Origin of the sequence: Paracoccus sp. S4493 (assembly GCF_000967735.1) — a bacterium.
GTDB lineage: Bacteria > Pseudomonadota > Alphaproteobacteria > Rhodobacterales > Rhodobacteraceae > Paracoccus > Paracoccus marcusii.
On record NZ_JXYF01000097.1, the window covers coordinates 1 to 24,549 of the forward strand.

General features: G+C 68.2%; 25 protein-coding genes. 19 read left to right on the forward strand and 6 right to left on the reverse strand.

Annotation, left to right across the window (positions count from 1 at the left end; translation table 11 throughout):
• The 5 genes from TW83_RS21825 to TW83_RS13075 all read left to right on the forward strand — a co-directional run.
• A partial coding sequence (locus TW83_RS21825) for a hypothetical protein (protein ID WP_204245754.1) occupies positions 1 to 195 on the forward strand: 195 nt, incomplete at its 5' end.
• The gene (locus tag TW83_RS13060; RefSeq protein ID WP_157001572.1) at positions 192 to 1,265 is read left to right on the forward strand and encodes a histidine kinase dimerization/phosphoacceptor domain -containing protein; all 1,074 of its coding nucleotides are present in this window, start codon (positions 192 to 194) and stop codon (positions 1,263 to 1,265) included. The genes TW83_RS21825 and TW83_RS13060, both read left to right, overlap by 4 nt.
• A 49-nt stretch (positions 1,266 to 1,314) precedes the next feature.
• Positions 1,315 to 2,901: an FAD-NAD(P)-binding protein gene (locus TW83_RS13065; protein ID WP_052714882.1), complete on the forward strand. Its 1,587-nt coding sequence runs from the start codon at positions 1,315 to 1,317 to the stop codon at positions 2,899 to 2,901.
• Positions 2,902 to 2,978: 77 nt separating this feature from the next.
• On the forward strand, positions 2,979 to 3,404 hold the full coding sequence (locus TW83_RS13070; RefSeq protein ID WP_045983221.1) for a CopG family transcriptional regulator: 426 nt from the start codon (positions 2,979 to 2,981) through the stop codon (positions 3,402 to 3,404).
• Positions 3,404 to 4,447: a PHB depolymerase family esterase gene (locus tag TW83_RS13075; protein WP_045983244.1), complete on the forward strand. Its 1,044-nt coding sequence runs from the start codon at positions 3,404 to 3,406 to the stop codon at positions 4,445 to 4,447. The genes TW83_RS13070 and TW83_RS13075 overlap by 1 nt, the downstream gene beginning before the upstream one ends.
• A gap of 40 nt (positions 4,448 to 4,487) precedes the next feature.
• On the opposite strand, the gene TW83_RS13080 is transcribed toward TW83_RS13075, so the two are convergent.
• Positions 4,488 to 5,153 carry a ferritin-like domain-containing protein gene (locus tag TW83_RS13080; RefSeq protein WP_084697470.1) on the reverse strand — a complete coding sequence of 222 codons (666 nt, stop codon included), beginning with the start codon at positions 5,151 to 5,153 and terminating at the stop codon, positions 4,488 to 4,490.
• 88 nt (positions 5,154 to 5,241) lie between these two features.
• Complete coding sequence (locus tag TW83_RS13085) at positions 5,242 to 5,832, reverse strand: phosphatase PAP2 family protein (RefSeq protein ID WP_045983222.1); 591 nt, start codon at positions 5,830 to 5,832, stop codon at positions 5,242 to 5,244.
• A gap of 207 nt (positions 5,833 to 6,039) precedes the next feature.
• Here TW83_RS13085 and TW83_RS13090 point away from each other — a divergent pair, with 207 nt between their 5' ends.
• A complete protein-coding gene (locus TW83_RS13090; protein ID WP_052714876.1) occupies positions 6,040 to 8,448 on the forward strand; it encodes an AI-2E family transporter in 2,409 nt (802 codons plus the stop codon).
• Here the strand turns inward: TW83_RS13090 and TW83_RS13095 are convergent.
• The 4 genes from TW83_RS13095 to TW83_RS13110 are packed head-to-tail and all read right to left on the reverse strand — an operon-like array spanning position 8,430 to position 13,729.
• Complete coding sequence (locus TW83_RS13095; protein WP_239441338.1) at positions 8,430 to 9,566, reverse strand: glycosyltransferase; 1,137 nt, start codon at positions 9,564 to 9,566, stop codon at positions 8,430 to 8,432. The genes TW83_RS13090 and TW83_RS13095 overlap by 19 nt on opposite strands.
• Before the next feature lie 26 nt (positions 9,567 to 9,592).
• Positions 9,593 to 10,561, reverse strand: coding sequence for a glycosyltransferase family 2 protein (locus tag TW83_RS13100; protein ID WP_045983223.1), 969 nt, complete (start codon positions 10,559 to 10,561; stop codon positions 9,593 to 9,595).
• Positions 10,558 to 11,718: a glycosyltransferase gene (locus TW83_RS13105; RefSeq protein WP_045983224.1), complete on the reverse strand. Its 1,161-nt coding sequence runs from the start codon at positions 11,716 to 11,718 to the stop codon at positions 10,558 to 10,560. Before TW83_RS13105 ends, TW83_RS13100 begins: the two co-directional genes overlap by 4 nt.
• Positions 11,711 to 13,729: an HAD-IIB family hydrolase gene (locus TW83_RS13110; RefSeq protein WP_045983225.1), complete on the reverse strand. Its 2,019-nt coding sequence runs from the start codon at positions 13,727 to 13,729 to the stop codon at positions 11,711 to 11,713. The genes TW83_RS13105 and TW83_RS13110 overlap by 8 nt, the downstream gene beginning before the upstream one ends.
• Here TW83_RS13110 and TW83_RS20635 point away from each other — a divergent pair.
• The 13 genes from TW83_RS20635 (at position 13,722) to TW83_RS13165 (ending at position 24,549) form a co-directional block, all read left to right on the forward strand.
• On the forward strand, positions 13,722 to 13,958 hold the full coding sequence (locus TW83_RS20635) for a hypothetical protein (protein WP_157001574.1): 237 nt from the start codon (positions 13,722 to 13,724) through the stop codon (positions 13,956 to 13,958). The two genes, TW83_RS13110 and TW83_RS20635, sit on opposite strands and share 8 nt — an antisense overlap.
• A gap of 30 nt (positions 13,959 to 13,988) precedes the next feature.
• Positions 13,989 to 14,294, forward strand: coding sequence for a DUF2282 domain-containing protein (locus TW83_RS13115; protein WP_045983248.1), 306 nt, complete (start codon positions 13,989 to 13,991; stop codon positions 14,292 to 14,294).
• A 56-nt stretch (positions 14,295 to 14,350) separates the two neighbouring features.
• Positions 14,351 to 15,196, forward strand: coding sequence for a DUF692 domain-containing protein (locus tag TW83_RS13120; protein WP_045983226.1), 846 nt, complete (start codon positions 14,351 to 14,353; stop codon positions 15,194 to 15,196).
• The gene (locus tag TW83_RS13125; protein ID WP_045983249.1) at positions 15,186 to 15,932 is read left to right on the forward strand and encodes a DNA-binding domain-containing protein; all 747 of its coding nucleotides are present in this window, start codon (positions 15,186 to 15,188) and stop codon (positions 15,930 to 15,932) included. The genes TW83_RS13120 and TW83_RS13125 overlap by 11 nt, the downstream gene beginning before the upstream one ends.
• Entirely contained in the window at positions 15,929 to 16,333 is a 405-nt protein-coding gene (locus TW83_RS13130) for a DoxX family protein (RefSeq protein WP_045983227.1), read from the forward strand. Before TW83_RS13125 ends, TW83_RS13130 begins: the two co-directional genes overlap by 4 nt.
• A 77-nt stretch (positions 16,334 to 16,410) precedes the next feature.
• Positions 16,411 to 16,575, forward strand: coding sequence for a hypothetical protein (locus TW83_RS22050; protein WP_239441339.1), 165 nt, complete (start codon positions 16,411 to 16,413; stop codon positions 16,573 to 16,575).
• A 3-nt stretch (positions 16,576 to 16,578) separates the two neighbouring features.
• Entirely contained in the window at positions 16,579 to 16,956 is a 378-nt protein-coding gene (locus TW83_RS13135; RefSeq protein WP_239441340.1) for a sigma factor-like helix-turn-helix DNA-binding protein, read from the forward strand.
• Entirely contained in the window at positions 16,953 to 17,597 is a 645-nt protein-coding gene (locus TW83_RS13140; RefSeq protein ID WP_045983228.1) for a DUF1109 domain-containing protein, read from the forward strand. The genes TW83_RS13135 and TW83_RS13140 overlap by 4 nt, the downstream gene beginning before the upstream one ends.
• 1,061 nt (positions 17,598 to 18,658) lie before the next feature.
• Complete coding sequence (locus tag TW83_RS13145; RefSeq protein WP_198143093.1) at positions 18,659 to 19,360, forward strand: FCD domain-containing protein; 702 nt, start codon at positions 18,659 to 18,661, stop codon at positions 19,358 to 19,360.
• 22 nt (positions 19,361 to 19,382) lie between these two features.
• Positions 19,383 to 20,891: an ABC transporter substrate-binding protein gene (locus TW83_RS13150; RefSeq protein WP_045983229.1), complete on the forward strand. Its 1,509-nt coding sequence runs from the start codon at positions 19,383 to 19,385 to the stop codon at positions 20,889 to 20,891.
• A 54-nt stretch (positions 20,892 to 20,945) separates the two neighbouring features.
• Entirely contained in the window at positions 20,946 to 21,893 is a 948-nt protein-coding gene (locus TW83_RS13155; RefSeq protein WP_045983230.1) for an ABC transporter permease, read from the forward strand.
• A complete protein-coding gene (locus TW83_RS13160; RefSeq protein ID WP_045983231.1) occupies positions 21,890 to 22,750 on the forward strand; it encodes an ABC transporter permease in 861 nt (286 codons plus the stop codon). Before TW83_RS13155 ends, TW83_RS13160 begins: the two co-directional genes overlap by 4 nt.
• A 17-nt stretch (positions 22,751 to 22,767) precedes the next feature.
• Positions 22,768 to 24,549 (forward strand): gamma-glutamyltransferase family protein, encoded by a 1,782-nt coding sequence (locus TW83_RS13165; RefSeq protein ID WP_045983232.1) that lies wholly within the window; start codon positions 22,768 to 22,770, stop codon positions 24,547 to 24,549.

Sequence of the window (24,549 nt, forward strand, 5' to 3'; positions counted from 1 at the left end):
TCTTCACCGGGTCGATACATCCCGATGAACCGCGGCCTCGCCGCGCTGACCGTCCTTACAGCGGCTGCCGTACCGACAATCCAAAAGGTCCGTCAAACATCAGTCATTTCTGCCATTTTCCACCGCATTATTCTTGCTAAGGTGCGGATGGTCCGGCATTGGCCGGCCGCGGGGACAAGACGGGACATGACGTGACGAACGCTGCAGCGCCTGACCGCCGGACGCTGTCCGAAAAGCTGATGCAGGGGCTGGGCGCGGCGCTTCTGGCTCGCAGGTCTCTGCGCCATCAGGTGGTGTTCGCCCTGTCGGCGATCGTGCTGTCGACTGCGCTGCGCTTTGCGTTGAACGATGCGCTGCCGCCCGGATTTCCGTTCCTGACCTTCTTTCCCGCCGTCATGCTGACGCTGGTTTTCTCGTCGCTGCGGTCCGGATTGGCCGTGGGCGTGGCCTGCGGGGTCATCGCGTGGTATTTCTTCATCGAACCGGTGCGCAGCCTGGCCATCACGCCGGGAGCCATCGTCGCGCTGCTGCTCTATGCGCTGATCATCGCCACGGACGTGGTGTTCATCACCGCCGCAGGTCGGGCCCTGGAACAGCGCATGGCCGCCGAACAGCGGGCCAACGCGTTGGCGACATCACGCAGCCTGATGTTCTCTGAACTGCAGCACCGGATCTCGAACAACCTGTCCACGGTCGCGGCGCTGCTGCGCCTGCAGTCCCAGCTGGTCGCGGACGAGACCGCGCGCCAGGCGCTGGTCGCGTCGCAGACCCGCATCCGGTCGATATCGCTGTTGCAGCGGCGGCTGCATTCACCGGACCTGCAAACGCTGGACGCGGCCGAATACCTGCGCGAGGTGCTGCATGACGTGGTGGAGGTCACGGGCGCAGGCGACGTCGATCTGGACTTCAGCGCCGACAGCCTGCCGCTGCCGCATGACACGGCCGTCCCTTTGGGTCTGATCGCCAGCGAACTGGTGATGAACGCCATCGAACACGGCGCCCCCGAAGGCCGCGACACGGAGATCACCGTCAGGCTGAACGTCGACGCGGCCACCCCTGACGGACGCATCCCCGCGACGCTGCGCATCGTGGACAAAGGCCCTGGCCTGCCCGAAGGCTTCGATCTGGAGACGTCGGACAGCCTGGGACTGATCGTCGCACGCCAGTTCGCGACGGCGCTGAACGGCCAACTGACGCTGGCGAAAGGCAAGGACGGCGGCACGGTGGCGCGGCTGGACTTCGTGATCGACCCGACCAGCATTTGATGCCGGAACGGACGCCCACGGGCGGCGTTTCGAACCCATGGACACACATATGACCGCCAGGACCATCGCGATCGTCGGCACCGGCCCGACCGGCATCTATACGCTGCTGCACCTTCTGGACACTGGCCTGCCGCTGGCGGTCACGCTGTACGAAAAGGGACCGCGTGCCGGGGTCGGCATGCCCTATTCACCCGAGATGTCGAACCGCGCGATGCTGGCCAACATTGCCAGCATCGAGATACCGCCGATTGCGACCACCTATCTGGACTGGCTGCAGGATCAGCCGGATGCGCGGCTGAGATCCTACGGCCTGGACCCCCAGGACGTGGACGAGCGTCAGTTCACGCCGCGCCTGCTGTTGGGCGAATATTTCCGCGATCAGCTGATGGCGCTGGTCGATCGGGCGCGGTCACGGGGCCACCGGATCGACATCCGCGAGGCGACCGAGGTTCTGGATATCCAGTCCGACGAAGCGGGCCTGAGCGTGATGACCGCGGACGGGCGCGACGGGCCCTTCGACCGCGTGATCGTCGCCACAGGCCACGCCTTCCCCGATGAGGACGAGGCCACCCGCAGCTATTTTCCCAGTCCCTGGTCCGGACTGATCGAGGCCGACATTCCTGCTGTGCGGGTCGGCATCATGGGCACCTCTCTCAGTTCGATCGACGCGGCGATGGCGGTGGTGAACCAGCACGGTCGTTTCCGCCGCAAGGGTGATGACCTGCGCTTTGATCTGGACCCGGCATCGGCAGATCTGCGGATCGTGATGATGTCGCGGTCGGGCGTCCTGCCCGAGGCCGACTTCTATTGCCCCATCCCCTATGAACCCCTGACCATCGCCACCGCCCCGGCGCTGGCCGCCTGCCTGTCGACCCCGGCGCCCTTGGATGCGGCCTTCGATCTGGTCCGGGCCGAGATCATGCAGGCCGACCCGGCCTTTGCGCTGAAGATCGGGTTGGGCGGGTTGGATGTGGACAGCTTTGCCGATGCCTATTTCGCCGCGCGCGAGGCCGCCGATCCGTTCAAATGGGCCCGCGCCAATCTGGACGAGGTCGAACACAACAAGGCGCACAAGATCACCGTCGCTTGGCGCTATGCTCTGCTGCGCATGCATGAACAGGTCGAGGAGATCGTGCCGGACCTGTCCGACGACGACCGCGACCGGTTCGACAGGGGTCTGAAGAAGGTGTTTGTCGACAACTATGCCGCAGTCCCGTCGGAATCGATCCGGCGCGTCTTGGCGCTGCGCGATGCCGGCATCTTGTCGATCATGCCCCTGGGCGAGGATTACGACCTGACCCGCGATGGCGCAGAGACCGTCATCGTCCATGACGACCGCACCGAACGCTTTGCCGTGTTTATCGATGCAAGGGGACAAAAGCCCCTCAGCACCGAAGACCTGCCCTTCCCGACCTTGCGGCGCGCGCTGCTGGATGCGGATCACGAAATTCCCGACGTGGCGCAGGATTACAGCCTGCTGGGCGCGGGTCCGTTCAGCGGCAGGCTGTGTTTGGCGGCGATCCCCTACCTGATGCACGACCGCCCGTTCGTTCAGGGGATCACGGCCTGTGCCGACATCGCAGAGGCCATTGCGCGGGGCATGGCAACCGGACGCCGTCGTAGGCTGGTGTCATAGGAATCGACTGACAAAGATCAGGTCGCAATTCTTTCCTTAGACATCCATATGGATGGCATAAGGAAGGGATAGCAATCATGGCGACCGCCTCTCCGGCCCGAACGGCCGATACCGAAAAGATCACCATCAATCTGGGCTTCGTCGATCTGGGACGGATCGACCTGCTGGTGCGCGAAGGCTTCTATGCCAGTCGCAGCGACCTGATCCGCACCGCGATCCGGGCGCAGCTGGACCGACACGACGCCTCGGTGGCCCCGGCCATCGTGCGCGACGATTTCGTGATGGGTCTGCGCGATCTGTCCCGGGCCGAACTGGAGGCCCTGCACGCCGCGAACCAGATGCTGGACCTGCGGGTGATCGGGCTTGCCCGCTTTGCCCGCGACATTCCCCCGGACCTGATCACCGCCACGATCCGCTCGATCGAGGTTCTGGGCACCATCCAGGCGGATGCCGGGGTCAAGGCGGCGCTGGACGCCTGCCGAACGAACAAGGGAACACGATGATGACCGAACAGATGCCGATGAACATGGCCCGCATCACCGAACTGATGCGGTCGGGCGATCTGGCGCAAGCCACGCAGATGATCCAGTCGGGATTGGGCGGGGGCGCGATGCCGCGCATGCCGGGTGGCGGCCTGTCGATGCCGCAGATGCCCCGGATGTCGGCCGGCTTTCCCGCAGGTGCGGCCATGCGCGACAGCACGCCGATGGACATCCCCCAGGGGGCCAGCTGGACCACACACCAGCATCAGGCGGCAGCGCAGTCACGCGACTATCGCCTGTACCTGCCCGCGTCGCTGGAGGGACGCCCGGCTGCAGGGCTGTTGCTTCTGCTGCACGGCTGCACACAGGACCCGGATGATTTCGCCCGCGGCACCGGCATCATGGCGGCGGCAGAGCGCCATCGGATGATCGTCGTGGCCCCCGCACAGACGTCACAGGCCAACATGAACCGCTGCTGGAACTGGTTCGAGGCCCGTCATGCCGCCCGCGACGGCGGAGAGGCCGCCTTTCTGGTCGACCTGACCCGCAGCGTCGCCCACGACCACGCTGTGGCCCCCGACCGGCGCTTTGCCGCGGGGCTGTCGGCCGGCGGGGCGATGGCGGTGATCCTGGGCGCGGTCTTTGCCGACGATTTCGGTGCCGTGGCCTGTCATTCGGGCCTTCCCAACGGCGCGGCTACGGACATGGCGGGCGCGTTCCAAGCGATGTCGCAGGGCGGATCCGATCGAGGTGAGGGCGTGGGCTGCCGGCTGTTCGTCGTGCATGGCGCGACCGACAAGACCGTGTCGCCGCGCAATGCCGATGCCGTAGTGGCGCAGGCGCTGCGGCGGCAACCCGGCCTGACCCGACGCGCGGCGGATGCACGGCTGAATGACCGTGCCGTGCATATCGGCCGATACCGCGATGACGCGGGCACGTTGCGGATTGAGACATGGCGGGTTCAAGGACTGGGTCACGCCTGGTCCGGTGGTCAACCTACCGGCAGCCACACCGCTCCGGGACCCTTGGCCACTGATGCGATGATGGCGTTCTTTCTGGCGTGACGAAAACGGCCCCCGGATCACCGGGGGCCATCCTATGTGGTCAGGCGTCGTGGTCGTCGTATTCGGCGGCCGCGTCGTTCACCGAATCCTCGGCCAGTTCGGTCAGCTTGGTGTCGGCCGCGCTTTCCTGGGCCAGGATCCCCTCCAGGTGGGTCTTCGCCTCATCCATCCCCAAGGCCTCGGCAAAGGCGCGCATCGAGCCGTAACGCGTGATCTCGTAATGCTCGACCGCCTGACAGCTGAAGATGATCGCGGCGTCGGCGGCAACGCTGTCACCGAAATCCTCCAGCAGGCTTTCGCCTTCTTCCAGGATGCCGTCGATGGCATCGCATTTCACGGCCTTGGCACGCTTGCCCAACAGTTCGAAAATCGCCTCCAAGGTCTCGATCTGGCCTGCGGTCTCTTCGCGATGCGCGGTCAGGGCGGCGATCAGGTCGGGATGGTCGGCCGCCTTGATCATCTTGGGCAGCGTCTTGTAGATTTTTTTCTCGGCGTAATACATGTCCGCCAAGGCGTGTTCGAACAGATCCGCAAGGCCCTTGTCCGTCACCGCGGGCTTGGCGGCCTTGGCCTTTGATTTCGCAGCCACGGCCTGCGACCGCTTGGTGCGGGCCTCGGCGGTGGGTTTCGCAGTCTTCTGCCCTGCTGCGCGGGCGGATTTCTTGGTTGCGGTCTTGGTCTTGGTGTCGTCGGAGGCGGTCGCCATGATGTCTCTCCCTGGCCCGGCAGGATCGCGGGGCCGTATGCTGTCGATGAAACGGGCGGTCGTGACGCCACGTTCCGTTGACATAAGTTCAGTCGCGCGCGGCCCTGTCCCACAGCCGGCGCACAACCAGCGCCGAGACCAGCCCCAGAACCGCACCGGCCACGACATCGCCCGGATAATGCTTGCCCCGCGGCACCTGGATTCCCGCGATCATCGCCGCGACCCCCAGGGCGGGCACGGCCATGTGCGGCAGATCGCGCGCGACGACGATGGCCACCGCCACCGCACCCGCCGTGTGCCCCGAAGGAAAGGACGTCTCGTGCCCGCCCCGGCTTTCGCCCGGCTCGCAGCGATAGTCCTGCCGCTTGATCATCTCGACCGGGCGGGTGCGGCGAAAGCGGTTCTTGATCACCCGCTTGACCGAATTGGCCAGGACATGCGCCGCCATCATCCGCAGGCCGGTGCGCGCGACATGATCCTGCCCGGACAACGCGCCGCCCAGGATCACGCTGCCGCAAACCAGGGACAGGGGCACCTGGTCGGCGACCTCGCTCAGCGTGCCGACGGCCTTGACGACCGGATGGTGGCGGTGGCGCGCGGCTTGGGCGGCGGCCTCCTTGTCGGCCTGTTCCAGCGGGCCCGCATCATCGGCGCCGGGGGTGCGGATCGTGGTGTTCATCGGGAAAAACTTTCGTCTGTTCGGGACCGGCCCACCCTTGGGCCGGTCGGCAGCGCAACGGCGCGTGACGCGCCCGGTTCCGGTATCATATGATGCGTGCGGCGGGACGGATGGCCGTCGGCGGGCATCCGCCCGCAGCGACGGAACCGGGGCCTTCGTGCCGTGTTGACCAGCGCCCCCGTGCAGGGGGCATGTCGGGGGACCATCATGACATTGAACACTTCGGGGCCGCGTCAGGCCCCGCACGACCTGCTGGGGCCGGATGCCAATGCCGCAGTCGCCGCGCCCGAGGGCGGGGTCGACATCGTGCGCATGGCCGCGTGGCTGGTCGTGGGCACGGTCATCATCGGCCTGCTGTATTACGGACAGGAGGTGCTGATCCCGTTGGCGATCGCCTTCCTGATCAGCTTTGCCCTGGGGCCGCTGGTCAAGGTTCTGGTGCGCCGCGGCATTCCGCAGGCGGCGGCGGTGTCGGTGGTCATGCTGACGGTCATCGCGATGCTGCTGGGGTTGGGCCTGCTGATCACGTCGCAGGTCAGCGTGCTCAGCGCCGAACTGCCCGCCTATCAGTCCACGATCCGCGCCAAGATCCAGGGGCTGGGCCAGCAGATGGAGGGGCCGGGCCTGTTCGACGGCGTGTTCCAGACCATCGCCACCGTCCAGGAACAGCTGGCCACCGCCTTGCAGGATGCCCCCGGCGCCGTGGCCGACCCGCTGGCCGTGACGGTCGTGGGCGACGGTCCGTCCCCCTTTGCCACCGCCAGCGCCTGGCTGGCCCCCGCCCTGGCGCCGCTGGCGACCCTGGGCATCGTGGTCGTCTTCGTGTTCCTTGTCCTTCTGGACCGGGGCGATCTGCGCGACCGTCTGATCCGCCTGCTGGGCGGCAACCTGCACCGCTCGACCGACGCGCTGGAGGAGGCGGGCAAGCGGATCTCGAAATACCTGCTGATGCAACTGGTGGTGAACGTCACCTATGGCATCCCGATGGCGCTTGGCCTGTGGGCCATCGGGGTGCCGGGCTGGATCCTGTGGGGCACGCTTGCCGCGATCATGCGGTTCATTCCCTATGTCGGACCGATGCTGTCGGCGATCTTTCCGCTGGCCCTGGCCTTCGCCGTCGATCCCGGATGGCAGATGGTACTGATGGCGCTGGCGCTGATCGTGTTCCTGGAACTGGTCAGCAACAACATCGTCGAGCCGATGCTGTACGGCACCTCGACCGGCCTGTCGGCGCTGTCGCTGATCGCGGCCGCGACCTTCTGGACGGCGCTGTGGGGGCCGCTTGGCCTGATCCTGTCGACGCCCCTGACGGTCTGCCTGCTGGTCGTGGGCCGCAACCTGCCGCAGCTGGCCTTCTTCGACACGCTGCTGGGATCGACCCCGGCGCTGGACCTGCCCACGCGCATCTATCAGCGTTTGATCGCCAACGATCCCGACGAGGCCTATGAAATCTCGTCCGATGCCATCCGCACGACCGGGATCGCCGCGTTCTACAACACGACGGGGATGGAGGTTCTGCGCCAAGCCAGCGACGATTACCACGCCAATGCACGGGTCGAGCATCGGCTGCGCGTGGTCGACGGCATGGACCAGCTGCTGGAAGACCTGCGCGAGGATCACCCGGCCACCCCCACCGGCACCCCGCGCGTCGCCTGCATCGGCGGCAAGTGGCAGGTCGATGCCATTTCGGCCGAGATGCTGGTTCACGCCCTGGCGCTAGCCGACATTCCTGCGGTCCAGCGCGCGACCGGCACGGTCACCGCGCGCTATGTCGACGGTCTGGACCTGGAGGGGATCGACACCGTCTGCATCGGCTATTTCAGCCGCGATCCGGACGCGGCGGTGCGCGGTTTCGTCCGGCGTCTGCGCCGTCGCTGGCCCGACCTTCGGATCGTCTTGGCCCTGTGGAACGCCCCCGAGGATCAGGCGGGCCCCGACCGGGCCGAGGCGCTTGGCGTCGATCAGATCGTGCTGTCCATGGACGAGGCCGTCCAGTGGCTGACCCCGGCCCACGCAGACCGCGCCGCGATGCAGGCCCCCCCGCCCCCCGCGGACGAGGCCGCGCGTCTGGACGCCCTTGCCCAGACCGCGGTCCTGGACGGACGCGCGCGCGAGGATCTGGACGATCTGGCGAAACGTGCGGCGGACGTGTTCGATGTCAGCCTAGCCTTCATCTCCGCGATCGATGCCGATGCGGAATACATCGTCGGGCAAAGCGCGGACCTGCCCGGCCGCCGCACGGAGACCGAGCCGCGCATGAACTGGATGCCGCGGGCCGAGGCGATGTGCAATCACGTCATCGCCGCCGACGACACGCTGGTCGTGCCCGACACCGACCGCGACGTGCGGTTTTCGGACAACCCGGCGGTGCGCCAGTGGCAGGGACGGTTCTATGTCGGAACGCCGCTGCGCACGGCCGACGGCCACGTGCTGGGCGCCCTGTGCCTGATGGACCGCGAACCGCGCCAGATCGAGGATGCGGAACTGGACCTGCTGGACAAGATCGCCGCCGATGTCGTGGCTGTGATGACCGATCAGGATGCCGTTCCGACCGAACCGCGGCGCGAGGAACCGCCCGCCCCCCGCGGCGTCCTGGGTCAGCGCATCCCGGACTGAAGCGCCGGTTCGGCCCCGCGCCCCGCCAGCGACAGCGGCAGTTCGATGGGCAGAAAGTTGACCGGTGGCGCGGGATCGTGCCGCCGGTCGATCGCCTCGACATACAGCGCCTGCAGCGTGTCGATCATGCGGTCCAACCCAAAGTGGCCGGCCACATGGCGGCGCGGCACGTCACGAGGGATCTGCATCGCCTCGATCAGCGCGCGGTCCAGCCCGGCCCCATCGGGGGCGGCGAACCGCCCGGCCGGGCCCAGCACCTCGTGGACCGCGCCCATCGCGACGGCGGCCACGGGCGTTCCGCAGGCCATCGCCTCGATCGCGGTCAGGCCGAAGGGCTCGTCCCATTGCGGCGTGAACAGCAGGGCCGATGCACGACCGTATTCCGCGGCCAGATCCGGTCCCGCCAGGTGCCCGCCAAAGCGAATGTCCCCCAACAGTTGCGGCCGGACCTGCGCGTCAAAGTAATCGCCATCCTCGATACTGCCAAAGATCGTCAGGGCGACGCCCGCGCGGCGCGCGGCGGCGATCGCCAGATGGGGTGCCTTGTTTGGCGTGATGCGTCCCGCCCAGACCGCCTGCCCATTACCCTGCGGCGAATAGGGCCACTGCGCAAGATCGATGCCGTTCGGCACCACCCGCGCCGATGCGGGCGGGCCTTCGGGGAAATAGGCCGCCAGATGCCTGCGCGAACATCCTGTCGTCACATGCCACGGGGCCACGCTGTCGCGCACGGCCCGGCGCAGCGCGTCAAAGGGCGGCACGTGCAGCGAGGTGACCATCGGCACACGCGTCGCCCGCGCAAAGCGCGGCGGAAACCGATGAAGCGTGTTATTGTGGATGACGTCGAAATCCATGTCCGCAAGCGTGGCTAGGCTGGCCACATGGTGACTGTCCAGATGGGCGTTCAGCAATTCGGTGCCGTGATATTGGTGCCACGGAAAATCAAGGTCGTAATGCTGCGCCATCAGAGGCAGCAACGGCACGTCCACCCGGCTGTCGCCCGCCGCGACCAGGGTCACGTCATGCCCCCGCGCCCGCAGGGCGTTGACAAGGTGGTGGGCATGACCCTCCATGCCGCCCATGAACGGGGCCGCGATGGGGTGACGGCAATGTGCCATCACCGCGATCCGCAACGGGCGGCCGGTCATTCGGCGGCGGGCATCAACAGGGCGCTTTGTTCGCGGGCGACCCGTTCGGTCGTCATGCGGTCGTCTTCGGCCAGCCGGTGCAGGTGGTCGATGACACGACGGGAATTGGCATAGGGCATGTGCCCCTGCTGTTCGCACAGGGCGAATTCCGTCGGGCCGGGTTCGCGCAGCAGCTGCAACCCCTCAGGCGCGTTGCGGATCAGGCCCATCAGCTGGAAGGCATACAGCCAATGCTCCATCGTGCGGTGACCCCATTTGCGGGCAAAGACCTCGGTGTTGCGCAGGACAGAGTGCAGGTGATGAACCGGGGGCATGCAATGCGGGTGGTACTGATGATAGACGCGGCCCCCCGCGATCCACCAGATCGGAGCGCCGCCGTCCGACCAGGCGCGGCCGAAATCGGTATCCTCGCCGCCATATCCGGTAAAGCTCTCGTCGAAACGCGGGCCGTCCAGCCAATCCTGGCGCCACATCGCAAAGTTCAGCGACCAGAAGCATCGGTAGTCGGCACAGGCCGCCACCCCGGAGGCCGGGGGGCCCTGGCGGTCGGAATGCTTGACGGCGATGTCGGCGAAGCGGTCGAAATCCAGCCCCCCGTCGGTGCCGCCCTGGGGCAGGTACATCACCTCGCCCATGAACAGGCCGCGACGGTCCGCCATGCGGTCCAGATAGCCGCTGATGAAATCGGGCGCGGGGATGCAGTCGACATCGACAAAGACCAGCAGGTCGCCCGTCGCCGCATCGGCCACCGCATTGCGGGCCGCCGACAGCGGCAGTTCGGACGCCGTCACGGGGATCTGGCGGATGGGAAAGTCGGCCCGGGGCAGGTCGGTATAGTCGGCGTCCTGCATCACGCCGATGATCAGTTCCGACGGCTTGTGCTGCTGGGCCTGAAAGCCTGCGACGACATTACGCAAATGGGCCTCGCGGCCCGCAGCGATGGTCAGGGCGGAAACGTGGATCATGCAGGGGCTCCTTCGGGGATGCGTGTCGAGGGGGCGGCGGACCACAGGTCGCGCGCCAGGGTTTCCAGCCATCGGGCCGTGTCGGCCGCGGGATCGGGGGTGACCAGGCGCGACTGTGCCGCGGGGTCGTGACCCTCCATTGCCCGCGTGACCGCCGCGCGCCAGGCGTGTGCGCTGGACGGCAGATGCGGCAGGTGCAGCGCGACGCCCGCGCGGCCGAGGGCTTCGGCCTTCAGGCGCTGCTCGTCGAAATAGCGCCATTCCGGCACCACGATCCACGGCCGCCCGGCAGCCAGAACCTGCGCGCAGGTGGTGTTGCCCGTCGACGAGATCACCAGATCGGCCGCCGCCACGTGGGTCGCCGGGTCGTCGACCCAGCCCCGGTGGGTCAGGTTGCCGCCCTGCGTCGCATGCCAGTCGGGCTGGGTCGCGCCGATGGTCATCCAATGCCAGTCGGGAAAGGCCCGTGCGGCCACACCCATCGGCGCCTGCGCGAACCCGGTGCCGCCCGCACCCGACACCAACAGCGCCACGGGGCGGTCGGGGTCCAGCCCCAAGGCCCGCCGGGCCGCCGCCCGGGCGGGGGGCGTGATCGCGGGAATGCCCAGGCCGGGGGCATAATGGATGCGGTCCGAAAAGGGCTGCCAATCCGGCTGCGCCAAGGCTGCAGAGAACGGCGCCAGAAGGCCCACGGCCCCCGCATAGGCGGCTTGGTGTCCCTGATCGCCGCGGTCGCCATGCTGCAGGATCTTGACATGGGGGACCGAACAGATGCGCGACAGCTGTGCGATCTCGGCGCTGACATCGCAGATCATCAGTGCGGGATCATCGCTGGCGAACCAGCCAGCGATCCGGCCCATCGCCTGACGGATGCCCGGCCAGCCCAGAGGCGCGCAGTGCAGCGTGTCGGGTGTCGGAACGTGGTCCATGTCGCATTCGGCGCCGGTCCGTTCGAACAGCGACGGGATCGTGACGATGCGCGCCCGTGCCGTCAGCGGCGGAAAGATGTCGTCCCGGGCGCAGAAAATCGTGACCGGCCGATCGGTGGGAAGCGCATTGACGATGGCCGCGCAGCGTTCCGCGTGGCCCCGTCCCTGGTGGTGGACGAAATAGCCGTAGGGCCGCTTTGCCGTGTCGTCGGGGACCAGGTCACGCATGCTGCGCCTGCCGTGCCAACCCAAGCTGCGCCAGACCGTCGATGACCCCGGCGGCGTGGTGATAGCGGCTTTGATAGATGCCCCGACCGCGCAGATGGGCCAGTTCGGCATAGGCATTCGACGGCAGGATCGACGCCCCGCTGGCCGCCAGCATGTCGGCGTCGTTGCCGCTGTCGCCCGCGGCGATGCAGTGGCGCAAGTCAAGGCCCCGGCGCGTGGCCTCGAATCGCAGGGCGGCGGCCTTGCCGGCCGCCTGCGGCAGCACGTCGATGAACTCGCCGTGCGAGGCGATGACGCGCGCCGCCAACCCGGCGCGCGCCAGATCGCGTTCGATTTCCGCGGCCTGCGCGGCGGTACCCAGCAGCGACAGCTTCCACCGCCGCTGTTCATAGCCTGCCTGCCAAACGGGGGTGCGGGCCTGCAGCACGGCCCGCACCGCATCGCGGTCCCAGTCCGCATCCAGCAGCGCGGCATAGTCGGTGCAGGGGTGCAGGCGGTCGCCCGCGCCCCACCGCCAGATCTCGGACCCGACCGAGGTGATGAACAGGTCGGGCCGCGGCAGGGCCCAATCGGCCAGCACCCGGCGCGCCTGCGACACGGACCGCCCGGTGGCGACGGCGAACAGCAACCCGTCGTCGCGCTGCGCGTGCCAATCGACGAACCGTGCGGCGGCCACCGGGCAGCCGGTCAGCGTGCCGTCGATGTCACTGGCCAGGATGCGGCGCACCGCGCGACGCGGCAGGGGGGCGGCGCGCTGCAGGTTCCGGCAGATCGCCACCGACCGTCGCGCCCAGTCCCGCCAGTCAAAGGCCTCCAGCGCGCGGGCCTGCGCGCGGATCGCGCCCTGCGGGTCGTCCATCATGCGCAGGCAGGCCGCGGCGACCTGCCCCGCGTCGCCGGGATCGACCAGCGCGCCGTGACCCAGCTGTGCCACGATGTCCACGGGGCCGCCGTTCCGGGTCGCAACCACGGGGACGCCGGCCTGCGCCGCCTCGACCAGGGTCAATCCGAAGGGTTCGTGCAGCGCCGGGTTCACGAAGACGCCTCCCTGCGCCGCCCGCGCGTACAGCGCCCGCAGCTGACCCGCATCATGGCGCGGCGGCAGGGCGACCTTGCCCCACAGGCCATGGCGGTCGATCCGGTCGAACAGTCCGCGCAGCACCTGCGCCTGTTCGGCGGGCCCGCCATCGATGCCGTCGCGCAGCCCGGCCAGGATCACCAGGTTGGCGCGGTCCTGCAGCTCGGGCGATGCGGCGTAGGCATCGACCAGCCCGGCCAGGTTCTTCTTGGCCACGGGACGGGCCACCGCCAGAACGATGGGACGATCCGGCCTGCGCAGGAACGGCGCCAGCAGCGCATCGGCCGCCGCGGTGCCCGCATCGGGCAGCAGCGTCACGCCGGGGGACACGCAATGGCTGCGCCCCTCGGCCGCCTTGCCATAGGGGCGCAGCTGGCGCTCGGCCTCGTCGCGCGAGGACACGATGATCGCGGCGGCGCCCTCGACGGCCGACCGCTCGGCCGCGATCCGGTCGCGCAGATCGGGACGGCTGGCGGCGGCAGGGTCCTTCTGCAGGGCCAGGGAATGGGGAGTATAGATCCAGGGAATGCCGAACCGTTTCTGCGCCGTCCGGGCCAGGCGCGCGGCGTCGGCGAAATGCGCGTGGATCACGTCGGGCTTCTGCGACATCCCGCCAAGCATCCCGCAGAATGCCTCAGCCAGGGCGGGCAGCTCCGCCTCCAGGGCCTCCTTGGCCAGATAGGCGCGATTGGCGGTCGACAGGCGCAGGATGCGGCAGCCGGGCGTGACCTCCTCCACCGCCTGCGCGTGGATGGGATCCATGCCGTCGAACGTACGGGTGACGATGTCGACCGACGCCACCTGCGGCAGCGCCGCCTGTGCCATGGCAGCACCCAGGACATAGGCGATGTGGCCGCCGGTATCCTCGGTCACGCCATAGCGCACGGGGGCAGCCTTCAGGCAGCCGCCCAAGGCAAGGTGAAGAATGTGCATGATTGCACCTTTCGGCAAACTGACTGCAGACCGTGCAATGCGGCCATTGCACAGCGAACAACGTCACGCCGCCGCGGGTTCACCGGAAAGCGACCAAGTAAAGAAAGATGAACTCTCCCCTCCCCGGCGGTGCCTTGCCGACGGGCAGCATGTCGATGCGAAAAAAGCACCGTGGCGCTGTAACGCGCGCCCCACCCGCCGCGATCTGATCTGCATGAAGGCGGGCTGACGCGCCTTCGACATCAGAACGGAGATGATCATGACCGCATTCACGACCCGCCTTTCGCTTGGCGCCTCGCTGGCCTGTGCGCTTGGTGCGATGGCCGCCACCCCCGTCATGGCGCAGGAGATGGAGAAATGCTTCGGCGTCGCCCTGGCCGGGCAGAACGACTGCGCCGCGGGGCCGGGCACGACCTGCGCCGGCACCTCGACCGTCGACTATCAGGGGAACGCCTGGACGCTGGTCCCTGCCGGCACCTGCACCACGATGGAGCTGCCCGCGCAGGCCGACGGCACCGCCCGCATGGGCATGCTGGAGGAACAGATGCGCGACCTGCCCGCCTGATCCGACACGGACCGCGCGGGGATCGTCCCGCGCGGCCATTCCCAAAGGGTGATGCCATGTCCCGCCTTCCCGCCACCCCCGGCGTCGGTTTCAAGCCCCAGCATTTCGCGGAGATCCGCCAGGACGCCCGCCCGGTCGGCTTCTTCGAGGTCCATGCCGAGAACTATCTGGGCGCGGGCGGCCTGCCCCACGCGCAGCTGACCGCGCTGCGTGCCGATTTCCCGCTGTCGCTGCACGGTGTGGGCCTGTCGATCGGCAGCCCGCATGGGCTGGACCGGGATCACCTGGCGCGGCTGCGCGCGCTGTGCGACCGGTATCAGCCGGACAGCTTTTCCGAACACCTGGCATGGTCCAGCCACGGGGCCGAATACCTGAACGACCTGCTGCCCCTGCCCTACACGCCCCAGACCCTGGCGCTGATCATCGATCATGTCGACCAGGTCCAGACCGCGCTGGCGCGTCCCATCCTGCTGGAGAACCCCGCCACCTACCTGCTGTTCCAGCAGTCCGAGATCCCCGAAACCCAGTTCCTGCAGGCCATCGCCCAGGCCACCGGCTGCGGGCTGCTGCTGGACGTCAACAACCTCTATGTCTCGGCGGTGAACCATCGGCGCGATCCCTGGGTATGGCTGGACGCCTTTCCTCTGGACCTGGTGCAGGAGATCCACCTGGGCGGCCATGCGACCGAGGACCTGCCCTCGGGCCCGCTGCTGATCGACGATCACGGCAGTGCCGTCGCCGACCCGGTCTGGGCGCTTTATGCTGAGGTCATCGCGCGCCAGGGCCCGCTGCCGACGCTGGTCGAATGGGACAACGACCTGCCCGACTGGCCGATCCTCGCGGCCGAGGCCGCGCGGGCCGACGCCATCCTGCGCCATGCGGGGCTGGCCCATGCCGTCTGAGCACGCCCATTTCACCACGGCCTTCGACGTCGCGCTGCGCGGCGGGCCGCTGCCCCCCGGCGTGACCGGCCCCGAGGCAGAGCGCCGTTTCGGCGTCTATCGCAACAACGTGGCGGTGGGCCAGTCCGCCGCGCTGGCACAGCGTTTTCCCGTCATCCGCCGGCTGGTTGGGGCCGACTATTTCGCCGCGCTGGCCGCAAGCTTCGTCGCGGCCGACCGCCCCCGGTCGCCGGTGATGGCCGAATGGGGCGCGGGGTTCGCGGCCTTTCTGGCCGATTTCCCGCCGCTGGCCGGCTGGCCCTGGATGGCCGACGTCGCGCGGATCGAACATGCTCGTGGGCTGGCCTTTCACGCGGCCGACGCCGTCCCGGTCCGCCCGGACCGCCTGACCCGCGCCGACCCGGACTTGCTGAGGCTGGGCCTGCACCCGTCGGTCATCGTGCTGCCGCTGCACCATGCGGGCGTCGCGGTCTGGGCGATGAACCAGCCCGGCGCCACCCCCGGCCCTGTCCCCGCGGGACCCCAGATCGCGCTGATCCTGCGCGATCCGTCCTGGGGCGTTCCGGTCACCGCGATCAGCCCCGCCGACGCCGCGATGATCGCGGCCCTGACTGCGGGAACGCTGACGCAGGCCGCCCGGGCCGCCCGGGCGGTGCAGGCTGACCACGACCCTCAACCGCTGCTGCTGCACCTGATGCGGTCCGGCAGCCTGACCGACCAGGAGACCGTGCCATGACCCCCATCCTGACCGACCTTGCCGGGCTGGCCCTGCGCGTGTTTTCAGCGGCGGTCTTCTGGCAGTCGGGCCGCACCAAGGTCGACGGCCTGTCCATCAAGGACAGCACCTGGTTCCTGTTCGAACACGAATACGCCCTGCCCGTGATCCCGTCGGACGGGGCAGCGGTGGCCGCGACCCTGGCCGAACACCTGCTGCCGGTGCTGCTGATCCTGGGGCTGATGACGCGGCTGTCGGCGCTGGCGCTTCTGGCGATGACGGCGACGATCCAGATCTTCGTCTATCCCTCGGCCTGGATCACGCACGGGCTGTGGGCCGCCGCCTTCCTGGCGCTGATCGCGCATGGACCGGGGCGGTGGTCGCTGGACCACGTCCTGCAGACCCGCCGGGTGCCGGCGTGATCGCCGTTCCCGCCATCGTGCCTTGCGGGGTGGGCATCCCTGCGGCTAGCCTGAGGACAGGCGCGCGGAGGCGGGGCATGCAGCAGGACGGCACCGAATGGGCGGCACTTCTGGCGGCGGCGCAGGCCGGCGACAGCCGCGCCATGGCCCGGTTCCTGACCCAGGTCACGCCGCTGATCCGCGCCGTGGTGCGGGCCCGCGGGCGCAGCCTGCCCCGCGACCTGCACGAGGATGTCGTCTAGGAGGTGCTGCTGGCCATTCACCTGAAACGCGACAGCTGGCAGCCGGACACGCCCCTGCGTCCCTGGCTGTACGCGGTCACCCGCTACAAGGTGATCGACGCGTTCCGCAGGCGGGGCAGCCGCGTCCACCTGCCCATCCACGACTTTGCCGAGATCATGGCCGACAGCCGCACCGACGACCCCACCGCCGCCCGCGACCTGGGGGTGCTGCTGGCGCGCATCGACGCGCGGTCCGCAGGCATCGTCCGCGCCATGGGCATCGAGGGGGACAGTGCCGACGACGTCGCTGCCCGCCTTGGCATGACCGACAGCGCGGTCCGGGTCGCCCTGCACCGCGCCATGAAGAAGCTGTCCGCCATCGGACTGGGAACACGCGAATGACACAACCCTCCTCGACCGAGGCGCTGATTGCGCGACTGGCGGCCGAACCCCTGCCCTCGACCCGGTTCTCTCCGGCGCGGATGATCGCCACGATGGCCGGGACGGCGCTGTTGGGCCTTGCGCTGCAGATGGCGCTGTCCGGGCCGCGCCCCGATCTGGCCGCATCGCTGGCCGCGCCGGTAACCCTGGCCAAGCCGCTGCTGCCGCTGATGGTGCTGATGCTGGCCTGGCCCATGGCGGTGCGGCTGGCACGGCCCGGCGCGCGTATCGGGCTGTGGCCCCTGGCGGTGCCCGCCGCCTCGGCGCTGGCCCTGGCGGTCTGGGCACTGGTCGCGACGCCCGTCGATCGGCTGGCCCATGACTGGCTGGGCCATTCGGCCGATACCTGCGTGCCCGCGGTGCTGGCCCTGTCGGCAGCACCCCTGTTTGCAGGCGTGCGGCTGATGCGTCGCGGCGCCAGCACGCATCCCGTCCTGGCCGGCGCGCTGATCGGACTTGCGGCAGGCGCCGGTGCGGCGACCGGCTATGCCCTGTCCTGCACCGAGGATTCGCCGCTGTTCTATGTGTTCTGGTACGGCGCGGCGATCATGCTGGCATCCGTTGCCGGGGCCGTGGCGGGTCACAAGCTGCTGCGCTGGTGATCCAGGTTATCCACAATTTCCGGGGACAGTTCCGGGGGTAACCCTAGAAAACCTCTTTGTTGCAGGACCTTGACCGCTGCACCTGTCACGCCACCAAGTAGCGGCACAGTGGTACCAACCTATGCAAGTGCCCCGAGGAATCTCCGTTCGCACCCAACGATACGTGCCGACGTTGCCCACCAATCGCCGCGTTCATGGTCGCAAGTCCGAAGGTGAGAGTGCCGCAGCAGGATGGCCAATAACGGTTGCGCCGCGGGTTTGCATAACAATGGTCTTTGAGGGGGTGAGATCGGTGACACCCGGCATCCGATGGTTGCCTAGTGGACTGCACGGGTTCGTCGCGGGCCGCGGGCCGTCGAGATGCATGTTTGAACCGTTTGGCGAACCGACTGCGGCGGCCACGCACCGTCCCGCTGATGAAGAAGCACTGCACCAGACAGTCCTTCGCGATGCGCTGCGATAGTCGCCCAGCAGGCAGGCGCTGCTGCCATACTTCCTGCGTGACCTCTGACGCAAATAAATCGCTTGGCCGCCGGAGATCGACGCGATGGGTCGGTCGGACGATGCCAGTAGGGCATTTGCATCCGCGAGGACGTGCGAGATCATCCAGCACATGACCCCTGCATGCCGAACATTCAGGGTCAACGTCTTGGTTAACGTGATGGCGCGGGGACAAGTCACAACGACGCCACGCTCTATCCTTGGGGAGAGGCCCATCGCACCTGATTCCCGGACGTCCAGCCTTCCAGACAGGCAGGTCGGCGAATTCGCCTCATCATAAGGTTGCATTTTAACCGAATGCTTAAACTTCGGGCAGTCGACGTCATTGATGGGGCACGGGCAAACCATTGCACTGTAATGGTTCGCATTTCTGAGCCACCGAACAAAGGCGCGGGGACAGGTATCCGCTGTGCAGCCGCTCAATCACAGTCGATCACGCGTCATCGCGCTTGCGTGACGGCAGATTTGTGACAGCATGAACCAATAACGGATTGGTTCGCTTCATGGACATGCCTGATCTTCCTTTTGCCGATGACGGTCCCGCCAGGGGTCAGGGAAACATGACCTCTGCCTATGCGCTGGAACAGCTGCGCGCTTGGGTGGACGATCCGGGTCATCCGAACGGCACCCGCCTGCCGACCGAACGGCAGCTGTCCGAGCAGATGGGCATCGGCCGCCGCGCGATCCGCCGCGCGCTGGAGGTGCTGGAGGCCGAGGGCCGCATCACCCGCCGCCAGGGCGCCGGAACCTTCGTCGGTGGTCAGATCGACAGCGCCGCCCCCGCGACCGATTTCTTCGAGATCATGGAGGTGCGCCTGCGCCTGGAGCCGCAGCTGGCGGCCCTTGCCGCGCTGCGCGCAAAGCCGGTCCAGATCGCCCGCATGCACGAATTGTCGGACCGCATCGCGCAATGCGTCGACGCCGACGAAGGAGAGCTGTGGGACGGCACCCTGCACCGCCAGATCGCCGAGGCCGCCGGCAATGCGCTGTTCCTGTCGCTGTTCGACGTGGTCAACCGCATCCGCCAGGACCCCGCCTGGCAGGCGGTGCGCGAACGCGCGCGGGGTGGCCTGGCCGGTCACGCGCTGCCCGTGGCCCAGCACCGCGCCATCGTCGACGCCATTGCTGCCCGCGACCCGCAGGCGGCCGCCGAACAGATGCGCCTGCATCTGCTGATGCTTCAGGAAAAGCTGATCCGCCTTGGATCGGCCGACCTCCCCGCAACCGATACCGGAAGGCCGGACCAACCGGCCCATGCTTGACCCCCATCAGGAAGGACATCCCATGACCCGCCATCTGCTGACCGCCACCGCGCTTGCCGCCCTGCTGACCGCCCTGCCCGCCGCCGCACAGGAGATGCGCATCGGCCTGGGCGACGACGCGGACATCCTGGACCCCGACCAGTCGCGCACCTTCGTGGGCCGCATCGTCTATGCGGGCCTGTGCGACAAGCTGGTCGACCTGGACGCCGACGCACAGATCATCCCGATGCTGGCGACGGACTGGACCTATTCCGACGACGGGCTGCAGCTGGTCATGAACCTGCGCGACGACGTGGTATTCCACGACGGAACGGCGTTCGATGCCGATGCGGTGGTGGCCAACATCACCCGGTCGATGACCCTGCCGGAATCGCGGCGCAAGTCCGAGCTGTCCTCGATTGCCTCGGTCGAGGCGACGGGACCGCTGCAGGTGACATTCACGCTGACCGCGCCGGACGCGTCGCTCATCGCGCAGCTGTCGGACCGGGCGGGAATGATGATCTCTCCGACCGCGGCCGAGGCGGCAGGCGCCGATTTCGGCCAGAACCCGGTCTGTTCGGGTCCGTTCAAGTTCGTCGAACGCATCCAGCAGGACCGTATCGTGCTGGAGAAGTTCGCGGATTACTATGACGCGGACCGCATCAAGATCGAACGCGTCACCTATCGCCCAATTCCCGACACCACCGTGCGCCTGGCCAACCTGCAGTCCGGAGAGCTGGACATGGTCGAACGGATCGCCGCCACCGACGTGGGCACCGTCAACCAGACCGACGGGCTGAGCCTGCAGGAGGTCGTGGGCCTGGGCTACATGGCGATCTATGCCAACATCGGCAACGGCGACCGCGCCCTGACCCCGATGGGAGAGGACGCGCGCGTCCGCCAGGCCTTCTCGCTGGCCATCGACCGCGAGGCGCTGAACCAGGTCGTGTTCGACGGCACGGCGCGCGCGGGCAACCAGCCCTTCCCGCCGACCTCGCAATGGTACAACCAGGATCTGCCCGTTCCCGCCCGCGACGTCGAGGCCGCCAAGGCCCTACTGGCCGAGGCCGGACAGGAGCGCGTCGCGGTCGAGATCCAGCATGCCAACAACCCCGTCGTCACCCAGATGATGCAGGTCGTCCAGGCGATGGTGGCCGAGGCGGGCTTTGACGTCACCCTGCGCGCGACCGAATTCGCGACGCTTCTGTCGGAGCAGACGGCCGGCAACTTCCAGCTGTCGCGGTCGGACTGGTCGGGGCGTCCCGACCCGGACGGCAACCTGCACCAGTTCGTCACCTGCGAGGGCGGGATCAACGACCCGAAATACTGCAACCCCGAGGTCGACCGCCTGCTGAACGAGGCGCGCGCCGTCACCGACCCCGCCGCCCGCAAGGCGCTGTACGACGAGGCCGGCGTGATCCTGAACCAGGACCTGCCGGTGATCTATCTGGGCCACCAGACCTACATCTTTGCGCTAACCGACAAGGTCCAGGGCTTCAAGGCGCTGCCCGACGGGATGATCCGCCTGCAGGACGTCACCCTGGCCGAGTGACCATGACCGGGGGCGCGCCCGCCGCGCCCCCGCACCGATGGTGAAAGGACCCCCATGCTGATCTATATCGCCAAGCGGCTGATGGTCGCCCTGCCGACGCTGCTGATCGTGTCGATGCTGGTCTTCGGGCTGCAGATGCTGCTGCCCGGCGATCCCGTCCTGGCCATGGCCGGAGAGGAGCGCGACCCCGAGACCCTGGCCCGCATCCGCGAACAGCTGCACCTGGACGACCCCGTGCCGGTCCAGTACCTGCGCTGGCTGGGGGGCGTGGTGACGGGCGATCTGGGCACCTCGCTGCGGACCGGGGAACCCGTGTCGCAGCTGATCGTGCAGAAGCTGCCGGTGACCATCCAGCTGGCGGTCATGTCGATGATCTTCGCGATGCTGATCGGCATTCCCGCAGGCATCATCGCGGCGGTGCGCAAGGGCAACGTGACCGACTGGCTGGCCAATTTCGTGGCGTTGTCGGGTCTGTCCATCCCGAACTTCTGGCTGGGGATCATGCTGATCCTGCTGGTATCGGTGAACCTGGGCTGGCTGCCGGCATCGGGATATGAATCGATCTTCGTCGATCCGGTCCGCTCGCTGCAGACGATGATCATGCCGGCTTTCGTGCTGGGTACGGGGCTGGCCGCGACGCTGATGCGCCACACCCGGTCATCCATGCTGGGCGTGCTGTCGGCGGACTATATCCGGACGGCGCGGGCCAAGGGCCTGACCGGCCGCCAGGTGGTGCTGAAGCACAGCTTCAGGAACGCGCTTTTGCCGGTCATCACGCTGACCGCGCTGCTGTTCGGCGAATTGCTGGCGGGCGCGGTGCTGACCGAACAGATCTTCACCATTCCGGGTTTCGGCAAGCTGATCGTCGATGCGGTGTTCAACCGCGACTATGCCGTGGTGCAGGGGGTCGTGCTGTGCACCGCCGTCGGTTTCCTGCTGATGAACCTGGTCGCGGACGTGCTGTCCGTGATGCTGAACCCCCGGATGAGGGCCGCCCTATGACCGCCATCGACATGCACGCCCCCCGTGCCAAAAGCCGCTTCTGGCGCAAGTTCCGGCGCAACCGCGCGGCCCTGGTCGGCGGCATCATCGTGGCCTTCTTCGTCCTTCTGGCCTTGGCCGCGCCGATCCTGCCCATCGCCGACCCGCTGGCCACCAGCTGGACCGCGATCCGGCTGCCGCCGTCCGCCGAATACTGGCTGGGCTCGGACGAGATCGGCCGCGACATCCTGTCCCGGATGATCTGGGGCGCGCAGGCCTCGCTGATGGCGGGGGTGATCTCTGTGGCGATCGCCGTCGTCACCGGCGTGCCCATCGGGCTGATCGCGGGCTATTTCGGCGGTTGGACCGACACGATCATCTCTCGCTTCACCGATGCGCTCTTGGCGATGCCCTTCCTGATCATGGCGATCGCCCTGGCCGCCTTCCTGGGGCCCAGCCTGACCAATGCGATGATCGCCATCGGCCTGTCGGCCATGCCGATCTTCATTCGCCTGACCCGCGCGCAGGTCATGTCCGTCAAGACCGAGGATTACGTCGAGGGCGCCCGTGCCATCGGCCTGGGTCACATCGCGATCATGGGCCGCTACATCCTGCCCAACATCGTGCCGCCGATCATCGTGCAGGCCACGCTGACCATCGCCACCGCCATCATCGCCGAGGCGTCGCTGTCCTTCCTGGGCCTGGGCCAGCAGGCCCCCGCGCCCAGCTGGGGGTCGATGCTGAACGTGGCCAAGAACTTCCTGACACAGGCGCCCTGGATGGCCTGGTGGCCGGGGGCCGCGATCTTTCTGGTCGTCATCGGCTTCAACCTGATCGGCGACGGGCTGCGCGATGCGCTGGACCCGCGCGAACACTGACATTGCAAGGAGTCGTCATGACCCAATTCACCACCCGCCCCGAGATCACCGGCACCTTCGGCGTCGTCACCTCGACCCATTGGATCGCGACCGCCGTGGGCATGGCGATCCTGGAAAAGGGCGGCAATGCGTTCGACGCCGCCGTCGCGACGGGCTTTGTCCTCCAGATCGTCGAGCCGCATCTGAACGGCCCGGCGGGTGATCTGCCCGCGATCATCCATTCGGCCAAGACCGGAAAGACCCAGGTGATCTGCGCCCAGGGCCCCGCCCCCGCCCGCGCCACCATCGAGCATTACCGCGCCGAGGGGATCGACCTGATCCCCGGCAACGGTCTGCTGGCCACCGTCATCCCCGGCGCCTTCGACGGCTGGATGCTGATGCTGCAGGAACACGGCACGATGAGCGTGGCCGAGGTTCTGGCCCCCGCCATCCACTATGCCAGCCACGGCCATCCGATGCTGCCCCGCGTGGCCGACAGCATCGCCGGTCTGGCCGATTTCTTCGCCGCCGAATGGCCCACATCGCATGCGACCTGGCTGCCCGGCGGGCAGGCCCCGCAGGCGGGCGCGCTGTTCAAGAATGAGGCGCTGGCGGACACTTACAGCCGAATCGTCGAAGCCTCCGAGGGCGCGCCCACGCGCGAGGCGGGGGTGCAGGCCGCCCGCGACGCCTTCTATCGCGGCTTCGTGGCCGAGGCGATCGACCGCTTCTGCCGCACGACCGAGGTGATGGACGGCAGCGGGGCGAAACATCGCGGCGTCCTCAGCGCCGACGACATGGCCGGCTATGCCGCCACGACCGAGGAGCCGACCTGGGCCGACTATCACGGCTGGTCCATCGCCAAGACCGGGCCCTGGGGCCAGGGGCCGGTGCTGCTGCAGGGGCTGAAGATCCTGGAGGGCATCGACATCGCCGCGATGGACCCGAACGGCCCCGATTTCGTCCATACCGTCATCGAGACGATGAAGCTCTCCTATGCCGACCGCGAGGTCTATTACGGCGACCCCCTGATGCACGACGTGCCGATGGAGACGCTGCTGTCGGACGCCTATGCCGCGGACCGTCGCGCCCTGATCGGCGACCGCGCGTCGCTGCACCTGCGCCCCGGCACCGTGCCGGGGTTCGAGGATCAGCGCGCCCGCACCCTGTCCCTGCTGGACGGCCTGGGCAAGGGCGCGGTCTATGAGCCGACCATGGCGCATCTGTCGGAAAAGCGCGGCGATACCGTGCATATCGACGTGATCGACCGGTGGGGCAACATGGTGTCCACCACGCCCTCGGGCGGCTGGCTGCAATCGTCGCCGATCATCCCGGAGCTGGGCTTCTGCCTGAATAGCCGCGCGCAGATGTTCTGGCTGCAGCCGGGTCTGCCCACGTCCCTGGCGCCAGGACGGCGGCCGCGCACCACGCTGACGCCATCGCTGGCCTTGCGCGACGGGGTGCCGCATCTGTCCTTCGGCACGCCCGGCGGCGATCAGCAGGACCAGTGGCAGCTGGTCTTCTTCCTGCGCCATGTCCATTTCGAGCCGAACCTGCAGGCGGCCATCGACGCGCCGCTGTTCCACTCGACGCATTTCCCGGCCTCGTTCCACCCGCGCACCGCGGCACCGGGCGGCATGCTGATCGAGGATCGCGTGGGCCAGGCCACCATCGACGAGCTGCGCCGTCGCGGCCATGACGTGACCATCACCGGCCCCTGGGACATCGGCCGCCTGACCGCCGCCAGCCGCGATGCGCAGGGCCTTCTGCGCGCGGCCGCGACGCCGCGGCTGATGCAGGCCTATGCGGCGGGGCGGTAG